The sequence below is a fragment of the Hydrogenoanaerobacterium saccharovorans genome (assembly GCF_003814745.1).
Classification (GTDB): domain Bacteria; phylum Bacillota; class Clostridia; order Oscillospirales; family Ruminococcaceae; genus Hydrogenoanaerobacterium; species Hydrogenoanaerobacterium saccharovorans.
This window is the reverse complement of the sequence record NZ_RKRD01000007.1, coordinates 1-8,362: the sequence shown is the minus strand read 5'-3', so window position 1 is coordinate 8,362 and position 8,362 is coordinate 1. Positions and strand designations below refer to the sequence as shown.

The 8,362-nt window shown below is 35.8% G+C and carries 12 protein-coding genes; 1 reads left to right on the top strand and 11 read right to left on the bottom strand.

The window, feature by feature from the left end:
• Positions 1 to 209: 209 nt before the first annotated feature.
• The 11 genes from EDD70_RS14800 to EDD70_RS14760 all read right to left on the bottom strand — a co-directional run bounded on the left by EDD70_RS14800 (position 210) and on the right by EDD70_RS14760 (position 7,687).
• Positions 210 to 1,082 (bottom strand): rolling circle replication-associated protein, encoded by an 873-nt coding sequence (locus tag EDD70_RS14800; RefSeq protein WP_092756691.1) that lies wholly within the window; start codon positions 1,080 to 1,082, stop codon positions 210 to 212.
• A 333-nt stretch (positions 1,083 to 1,415) separates the two neighbouring features.
• On the bottom strand, positions 1,416 to 1,871 hold the full coding sequence (locus EDD70_RS14795; protein WP_123811074.1) for a hypothetical protein: 456 nt from the start codon (positions 1,869 to 1,871) through the stop codon (positions 1,416 to 1,418).
• Positions 1,858 to 2,322: a hypothetical protein gene (locus EDD70_RS14790; protein ID WP_092756695.1), complete on the bottom strand. Its 465-nt coding sequence runs from the start codon at positions 2,320 to 2,322 to the stop codon at positions 1,858 to 1,860. Before EDD70_RS14790 ends, EDD70_RS14795 begins: the two co-directional genes overlap by 14 nt.
• An 8-nt stretch (positions 2,323 to 2,330) precedes the next feature.
• On the bottom strand, positions 2,331 to 3,383 hold the full coding sequence (locus EDD70_RS14785; RefSeq protein ID WP_092756697.1) for a hypothetical protein: 1,053 nt from the start codon (positions 3,381 to 3,383) through the stop codon (positions 2,331 to 2,333).
• A gap of 3 nt (positions 3,384 to 3,386) precedes the next feature.
• Positions 3,387 to 3,542, bottom strand: a complete 156-nt coding sequence (locus tag EDD70_RS15040) for a hypothetical protein (RefSeq protein WP_162840953.1) — start codon at positions 3,540 to 3,542, stop codon at positions 3,387 to 3,389.
• A gap of 1 nt (position 3,543) precedes the next feature.
• Entirely contained in the window at positions 3,544 to 4,407 is an 864-nt protein-coding gene (locus EDD70_RS14780) for a zonular occludens toxin domain-containing protein (RefSeq protein WP_092756699.1), read from the bottom strand.
• Positions 4,408 to 4,790: 383 nt separating this feature from the next.
• Positions 4,791 to 6,113 carry a hypothetical protein gene (locus tag EDD70_RS14775; protein WP_123811073.1) on the bottom strand — a complete coding sequence of 441 codons (1,323 nt, stop codon included), beginning with the start codon at positions 6,111 to 6,113 and terminating at the stop codon, positions 4,791 to 4,793.
• 302 nt (positions 6,114 to 6,415) lie between these two features.
• Positions 6,416 to 6,589 (bottom strand): hypothetical protein, encoded by a 174-nt coding sequence (locus EDD70_RS15035; protein WP_162840955.1) that lies wholly within the window; start codon positions 6,587 to 6,589, stop codon positions 6,416 to 6,418.
• A 65-nt stretch (positions 6,590 to 6,654) separates the two neighbouring features.
• Entirely contained in the window at positions 6,655 to 6,933 is a 279-nt protein-coding gene (locus tag EDD70_RS14770) for a hypothetical protein (RefSeq protein ID WP_092756705.1), read from the bottom strand.
• A gap of 47 nt (positions 6,934 to 6,980) precedes the next feature.
• A complete protein-coding gene (locus EDD70_RS14765; protein WP_092756707.1) occupies positions 6,981 to 7,382 on the bottom strand; it encodes a hypothetical protein in 402 nt (133 codons plus the stop codon).
• Between the two features lie 8 nt (positions 7,383 to 7,390).
• Positions 7,391 to 7,687 (bottom strand): hypothetical protein, encoded by a 297-nt coding sequence (locus tag EDD70_RS14760; RefSeq protein ID WP_092756709.1) that lies wholly within the window; start codon positions 7,685 to 7,687, stop codon positions 7,391 to 7,393.
• Between the two features lie 248 nt (positions 7,688 to 7,935).
• Here EDD70_RS14760 and EDD70_RS14755 point away from each other — a divergent pair, with 248 nt between their 5' ends.
• Complete coding sequence (locus EDD70_RS14755; RefSeq protein ID WP_092756711.1) at positions 7,936 to 8,175, top strand: helix-turn-helix transcriptional regulator; 240 nt, start codon at positions 7,936 to 7,938, stop codon at positions 8,173 to 8,175.
• Positions 8,176 to 8,362 lie beyond the last annotated feature (187 nt).

Below are 8,362 nucleotides of genomic sequence, written 5' to 3'. Positions count from 1 at the left end.
CTTTAGCGAAATTAAGCATACCGTACTATCTGCTATATAAGCCCCAGTTTAGTTTCTGCCCGCATCGAGGACAAAAAGCAGTCTGCATATATGCCTTGCGATTGCATCGAAACCAATAATATATCTGTCCTTTACAATGCGGACAATAATACCCCTTGCCATCTATGTATCTAACCAAACGAGCCAACAAACGCATACTTAAAAACACCTCACCCAATTTTTAATTGTTCACCGACCAATGGTTCAAAGATAACTTTTTCAATATCACTTTCGTAAAAATCATCGTCGTTAAGTTCAGAGCAACATTCCCCCGCCCAATCGGGTATAAACTTACCAACGGTAAAACTTTCACCCGCCCAAGCCATTTGAACAAAATCGTCCTTATAATCGGGCTCAAACTCACAAGGCACGGCATCGCAATCAAACACCAATTCGGGACGCTTTAAATTGGCACTTGCCATAAACACCCTTTGTCCTTTTTGTATCGTTTCCAAACTCTTTGTTATGTACTTCGTGACATAGTTCGCGCAAGCCTCATAGTGACGGATGCGACTACACGAGAAAAACCCCAACTTCTTTGAATAGTAAGCCCAATCAACATAACCCTTTGTATTCGGCACTTGTATAAGTTCCTCCGACTGCTTGTTTGGATGTTTCCATATTGTGTCGGGAACTACAAAATCACCATCCCGAATGCCCGACAAAACACCGTGAAAATGCCAAGCGCCGTCTTTATGCTGTTCGGGTACAACCAAATATCTAAAATCACACGAATAACGTTGCTGATAATTATTAAACAACCTTGTCAGCCTTTTCTTGCAAGCTTGATAATCATATCTATCTATTTTTTCACCCGAAAAAGTAAAGGTACAAAAGTAATCAAACTGGTTGCAAAGAATTAAATCACGAATAATACGGCGAGAACGAACTAAGCTATTATCCAATTTAGTTTCGTGCTCTATTTTTTCGAGGATTTTCGCAGTATTACGTTTTGCAAGTATTACCCTATCACGTTTAAAATAGATGTGCTTGAACTTTCGGCTTTCAGCGAGAGGGTAAGAATAAATCCGATAAAAACTCAAACACACACACCCTTTATACTGTTATGGTCTTGTCGGTTTATCAAAAATGAGTTAGTTGTGTTATGATGTCTAGTATAGAGAGGGCACAACAAAGTGCGCACTTCATCCAACAGGGGGGGCTGTCCCCCCTGCAAATATCATTGAAAATCATAGATTTACAACAATATTTGCTTACCCCCCGCACCTGCAGGGGCAACAATAATTACATTATTTATTTATAAAAGTACATTAATTTAATCATCATCATTTGCACTTAACCAAATGTAAGATATAAGCAAAACAAAAATAAAACCAAAAGCAAGACAAAATCGTTCATCAAAAAATCTCATAGAATCAGTCCTTAAACATAACTTGTATGTGCTTAAAGGTAACAACGGCTGTTGTCACACAGCAAAATGCATTAAGCACATCACGCAAAAATTTAACATAGGGATTTACCGTACTTAACAGATTTACAGACATACCATTAAAGCCAGTAAAAAAATAATCATCCGGCAAACTAAAAACTAACTGCGAAGTTGGCAACGATGCAAAGCCTGCGAAAAAATCACGTATAAGCTTGTACAAATATGTAAAAATACCAAGCCTTGCATAAAATAACTCACTCAATTTTTGTAACTGATTATGAAAATAATTATCGCTGGGGAGAAAAAGCCACTTAATAAAATCAGTAATTGGAGCAAAAAAACTATCCGTAATGTGCCGATCGGTGGCGAAGGCAACGCAGGAAAAGCAAAAAAACAAACAAACAGGTAACAAAACAAATAAACGTTTTCTATTCTTCATCATTACGCATCCTGTAATATTCTTCGTTCTTAAAATTATAAAAATTGCGCACCTCTTGTTTTAACTGCATTTCCTCCGACTTATCCGTAAGTATTAAATCACGATGCTTTCGCCGAAATACTTGTTTAGCGAGAAGATTAAGTTCCATGCTCCGTACCTTATCATCAATCAATTCGCTTTTATTTCGTTCAAAATCAAGACTATTCACAAGCCTGCCAAATTGACGTTTTTTAACGGCTTGCATAGGTGCTATTTTTGTTTCAACAATTTTACTTATAACAGCAGAAATCAATCCAACCGAAATAACAACACCCAAAATAATCAAAGCTATACTCGAACTTGATTTGATAGCACTTTTAACAAAAACGCTAAAAAAATCAAAGGAAGAACCATCAAGAACAGTTCTCGGCATCTCATAAACTTGAGGATGCCAAAATTCGCTTGTAAAAGGCATTTAATCACCTACTTTGTAAACTTTAAAATCGAACTTGGTATAATTTTTACACAAGTCAAAATACAATAAAGTGCAGAACCAACTATAACGCAAGGAACTAAAATACTATACAAAGCCTGCAACCAATTTGCCATTATAACTGCTGATGGGGCTTTACCATCAAAGGCGGGTTTATACTCTAATGCTGTTATACTCCCCAGCACCCCTTTAATCTGTGTTGTTAGAGTACCGACATGCAATGTTATATCAGCAATAAAAGCACCATCTTTAAAGGTTACATCATCTTTAGTCGCATTCTTCGGAGGTACAAAACGTACAAAACTTATATCTTTTTCAGATACCGTAAAATCAGCAATACCTTTCAATTTTTCATCCTCATACAACAAATTTATAATCTCACGTTTTGCAATACTTTCGTTGCTTACATCACTACTTAATTGCATAGATTTTACTTTGTACTTGTCCAACTCACTGTTAAAATCATTAGTAATTTTAAATTCTGTAGTACTATAAACTTTAGGAGATTGTATATAATCACCTAAAATCGTACCACTATCAAAATCCATAAGATAACGTAAATCTCCAGGTATACCAGTCAACACTTGACCATAGCTACCAAATTTAATTAAAATTGTTTTTCTAAGCATACGTTCAAAGGTATATTTCTTCTCAACTGCAATACTAGACACATATTCAAAACAATCATCCCTAATCTTAAAACAATAAGATTTACCATACTTACCCATCTTAATCCAAGTATCAATCCTATCTTGATAAACATAATTTCTAGCAGTTGGTAATTTTTCGTCATAATAAGTACATTCATACATATACAAAAATTCTTCATCAACAATGGCAATAATATTTCTACCATTACTAAAAGATGCAAGAACTTTCATAGCTTGCATCTCTGCTTGTTTATCATCACTAAACACTAAAGGATTAAAATGTGTTTTCCCATTTTCATAGTGAAAACCCCTTGGGGGTTCGACCGCAAACGCTGTCACAGAAAAACAAAAAAACACTACCAAAAGTACTAAAAAGCTAAAAAACTTTTTCAAGGTTTAACCTCCCAACGCATAAATTAAGCCAAGCACCGCACTCAACCCAAGCACCAAAAGAAAAATCCATAAACCAATGTTTGTGGCACTACCGAGGTTACAATATACTGTCAAAAAAAATTCTTCGATTGACGAACTATCAAATGCAACATAGTCCATTTCAATCACCCACCGATATACTTTTTTTATAAGATTTCATTTGCTTATCTCTCATACGGTTAATTTTTTCATATGTGTCGTAGCAGTTACGAATATAATCAGTAGCAACAAAACTACTTTTACTAATCGTTTTAAGTTTTTTTGCAGCTACAAGTGGATTGTCAACATGTGCCGAATATTCCAAAGCATCATATTCTCGTTCGATAATCAAACGTTTAGCAATATTACGGCAAGTAATCACCGAAAATGCCTGTTCGCGTATTGGTTTTGCAACTCGACTAAAAAATTGAGTAGTCGCAAGAATACAAACCCTTTGTTTCCCCTGCTGTGAAATTTCAGACAATAAACTATCAGGCACATCTTTCCAATCACTGGCACTATATTCACTATGTATTTCGTCAATAGCAAAAACGACACCATCTTCACCATTGCGTATATTTAGTAAATCTAACCAATCAGTCATTATATAGTCAGCGTACTGATACTTGAAATTCGTCACAATAACACAATTTGGATACCGATTTTTAATTGCGTTAAGCTTATTTACCATAGCAATAGTTTTACCAGAACGTTGTCTACCGACATATAGATGCAATCCAAAAATATTGAATTTACCAAAATTCTTTTTATACTCTTTAACGTCAATCAAAACCCAAAGAGTAAAACAAAACCATTTATTTTTAATCTTTATCTGTTTTAACTTTTCAGCCGTTTTAAAAAACGGAACACATTTACACGAAATACAAAAGAAAAAAAGATAAACTAAAACAAACAAAAATACAATCTTGAAAACAAAAAAAAGCAAATGCCCAAACAATGCTAAAAGCGAAGAAGAAACTCCACTAAAACTACTTGCAATATTCAAATCAACTCACCCCTGGTATTTTTTTTATGACCCAACATATCAGTGACCATACATATTTGCAATTAAAAACCACAAGAACCGTAAGCAGACACCCCGAAACCACCCTAAGAGATACAAAATTATTAATAAAGCCAAGCACATAAAAGAGCGGTGACATACTAATATTTAAGCCATCAACTTGCGGAAATGACGGTATTAACTTTAAAACAAAATAGGCTAGCGAAAAAAAGATATTACAAATCCACTCTAACAGCATTAATACACCCCCTACGGCTTAACAGATTATTAAATGTTATTATAAAAACAACACAGTGTTATTGCATACATTTTTGGGCCTGCGCACAAGGCGCATTGCCAAAAATGTATTGCAAAACACACTTTATTTATTTAAAATCAAACATATCTAATAAAGTTTGATATAAGCTCTTACCGCTACTATCAATATTAGGCTTACCGTATGGGTTCACACCGTTTTGAATATCGGGCTTACCGAACGGGTTCACACCATTTTTAATGTTAGGCTCACCAAATGGGTTCCCGCCATCCTTGATGTTAGGCTCACCAAATGGGTTTCCACCATCCTTGATGTTAGGCACACCGAATGGGTTCCCGCCGTCTTTGATATTCGGTGTACCAAATGGGTTTCCACCATCCTTGATGTTAGGTATACCAAATGGGTTTCCACCATCCTTGATGTTAGGCTCACCAAATGGGTTACTACCATCTTTGATACTTGGCTTGCCAAATGCATCTTTTGGCATCGTGGGTGGTTGCCAGTTTGGCGGTAATGGATTATATGGCTTGTCCCCATCAACAGGCTTTTTATAACCATCATTTGTGTTACTATCGGGTGTAAATGGTGCACTCGGCTTATCGGGTTTAATGTCATCATAATCGGGTAATGATGGTTTAACAGGTGGTTTAAACGGTGGTATATACGGTGGTTTGTTCGGCTCATCGGGTTTAGATGGCTCATCGGGTTTAGATGGCTCATCGGGTTTAACATCATTTGTTATATCCGCATTACCAAGCCACCAGTTGTAATGTACATTAGGATAATTAACATCATAAGAGTAAGTAACGGGTATATTACCTAACTTGCCATATTGCGGATACTGAGGGATTGGAAATTGAGTTACCGGTGAAGATGCCAAAACATAGCTATACTGCAACCCCTGCGATGAACTGTGTGTCTGATAAACAGGTGCTTTAAAAACTTTGTTTTTAAAATCGTACTGATAGGATAAAATCTCCAAGTATGCGGGATTCGTTGTTTTTGTATCGGTAAAAACAAGTCCGATCGGACATGATGCAGGATATACTCTATAATCGTTTTTATGATGGAAACGAAAATGTATATCAGCACCAACACCCGAATAATTGCTAACCTTTATAAAATCCAAAGACCACAGTTTATCGTCACCAACAAATTTATAATTTTCAGCCCCAGAAGATGGATAATATTTTGTTGCTGTTAACTGCTGAACCGCTATAATATATGGTTTCTCGTAAAAATCAGAGAAAAACAATCTAGCAGTACCACTTGATTTATCCAATGGAATATTAACATTAGCACCACTCAAGAACTCTGGCATAATTGGCACATATGGGTCTTTTAAATTAGGGTCGTCAACCGCAAACGCTGTCACACAAAAAGACACCATCAAAATACAAGCCACAAAACCATGTAGAAATCGTCTTATCAATTCAAACACCTACCATCTTCATCAGTCCAAACTACTCGAATTACCTTTTTTTGTTTGTTTTTCTTTACGTAACAAGATGAATTACAATTGTCACAAGCATAGTAATAATCAATATACCTGTAATCTACATCTTTATCATCAAGTCTCATTACTGCATTACATTTTTTACATTGCATATTAAAAAGCACTCCTCACTACTTATCCATGTACAAATGATAAAAAGCATTCAACCCCGAAACAATGAGACAAGCTATTACAATAGCAATACTCGGCATAAAAACACACCTCACCCAATACAAAAATTATTTGCCAATGCCTTGAATTAATCCGATTAACAGATACAAGCCAGTAACCACAATAAAAATCCAAAAACCAATATTAATGCCCACACCTATTTTTTGTATCAAATCATCAATACCACGAGCAAACATGCTGTAGTCCCAAGGTATAAAAAATCCATTAATAGAACCACCCATATTAAAAATCACTCCCAACAAAAAAAGGGAGCAGGAGTATTGACTCCCACTCCCTTATGTACTAATTAAATATGCATGAACTTCGATAAAATTTGAGGTATCAACTTGATACCAAGCATAATTGCCATAATACCCAGTCCAACAGGCAGAATAACATTGATATTCGCAATGACACCATCAACAAGAGGTCTCAACATATCCGTTGTAATTGTCAGCGTGGGCATCGGAGTACCCTCTGCCGCAAAAGCAGGAACAATAGCAAGCGCAGGAGTGAGAACTGCAGGAGCACCCATCAAAACAGCCTTTTTGTGTTTCGATACGAAAGCACTAATTTTCTTAAACATAACAAATCCTCCATAATCAAATTATTTATTTTAAAATTGCTATAGCCTTAAAATACATCCACAAAAGTTTTTTCAAACCAACGATAAAAAGCAACTACTATTTTAACAGCCAACCCCAAAGGCAATAACATATATATTACAAACTCTATATATTGACGTATTGCATGTATATCGTCCTCACAAGAGGTTACAGCAGGTAAATTATCGGGTTCAACATCTTCTATGGTTTGCATACTACTTACCACACCACTATCTAAAAATTTAGGGCTTGTCCCCTCTGTTGTATCAGCAGAGGGGCTTTTTACTGCCCTGTTATCTGCAACTGGTACGGCGGGTGTGATAGCCGTATCAATATCTACAGCGTAGACACTCATAACCGATAATGCTATTATCGTGAGAGCCAAAAACGTAAAGCCAAAAGCCTTACTAAAAGCGCGTATATTTTGCATAAAGACACCTACTTTTTAACTACAAACAAATCCAACATTGTTTCGCGCAATCCCTCTGGAGCAAGCACAATGTTTGAAACATAAAAGCGTAAATTGCCTTTATCGGTTACCGACGGATTGATGATTACACATACATTATCACCGTCTGTAAGTTCGGTGCATTTTTTGTAGTTGTTATCATCATCCCAAACCGAAAACACAATTGAGGATTTACCAACCAACAAACCAAACTCAACAAAGTTCTTTCCTTTTTGAGTCCGCTTAACCTCGGGCTCAATTACTTTACCAATAGCAAAACTTTTCATTAACAAAAAACCTCCTTTCGTATATACGGCAAAATTCAACCAACTTGGCAGTGTATAATACAATAACTACACACTAAATAAAAATACTTAAGCAAAGTTAAAGATTACCATTGCAAGTAACGATATGTTACATTAAAATAATAGCATACAAAGTAACATTTTGCAACATTAAAAAAATAAAAAAAGTAACAAACCGTTACTTAACATTATGTTACTTTTGATATAATAACAACAAAGGAGGTCATATCATGAATTACGAAAAAATAATGCAAAACAAGCTCAAAGAACTTAGAGAAATCAAAGACTTAAAGCAAGAAGATTTAGCAGCCATAATTGAAAAATCAAGAGAATGTTATAACCAGTACGAAAACGGAAAAAGAAAAATGAGCATTAACGACCTCTGTAAAATTGCAGATGAATTTAACGTACCCCTCGACTGGTTTACAGGCAGAAACATAGAAATAATGAAACACATAAAGAACCAATAACCCCACCCCGCCTAGAACTGGCTACAAGGCATGTTAAGGGTGTCTATTAACACCCTTGCTTAATTATCGCTAAAGAACCGTTTAGCGGAAATTTCGAGCATTAGAAAAGGGGCAACGCTATGCGTTGCCCCTTTGTTTTATATCGGGTCTCGAAAGTTCGCTAAACCTGTGGAACTTTAGCGAAATT

Excerpts from the sequence above, each read along its gene's own strand:
- EDD70_RS14795 (WP_123811074.1), bottom strand. The coding sequence starts at position 1,871 with ATGATGAAGAATAGAAAACGTTTATTTGTTTTGTTACCTGTTTGTTTG.
- EDD70_RS14760 (WP_092756709.1), bottom strand. The coding sequence starts at position 7,687 with ATGAAAAGTTTTGCTATTGGTAAAGTAATTGAGCCCGAGGTTAAGCGG.
- EDD70_RS14765 (WP_092756707.1), bottom strand. The coding sequence starts at position 7,382 with ATGCAAAATATACGCGCTTTTAGTAAGGCTTTTGGCTTTACGTTTTTG.
- EDD70_RS15035 (WP_162840955.1), bottom strand. The coding sequence starts at position 6,589 with ATGGGTGGTTCTATTAATGGATTTTTTATACCTTGGGACTACAGCATG.
- EDD70_RS14755 (WP_092756711.1), top strand. The coding sequence starts at position 7,936 with ATGAATTACGAAAAAATAATGCAAAACAAGCTCAAAGAACTTAGAGAA.
- EDD70_RS14790 (WP_092756695.1), bottom strand. The coding sequence starts at position 2,322 with ATGCCTTTTACAAGCGAATTTTGGCATCCTCAAGTTTATGAGATGCCG.
- EDD70_RS14770 (WP_092756705.1), bottom strand. The coding sequence starts at position 6,933 with ATGTTTAAGAAAATTAGTGCTTTCGTATCGAAACACAAAAAGGCTGTT.
- EDD70_RS15040 (WP_162840953.1), bottom strand. The coding sequence starts at position 3,542 with ATGGACTATGTTGCATTTGATAGTTCGTCAATCGAAGAATTTTTTTTG.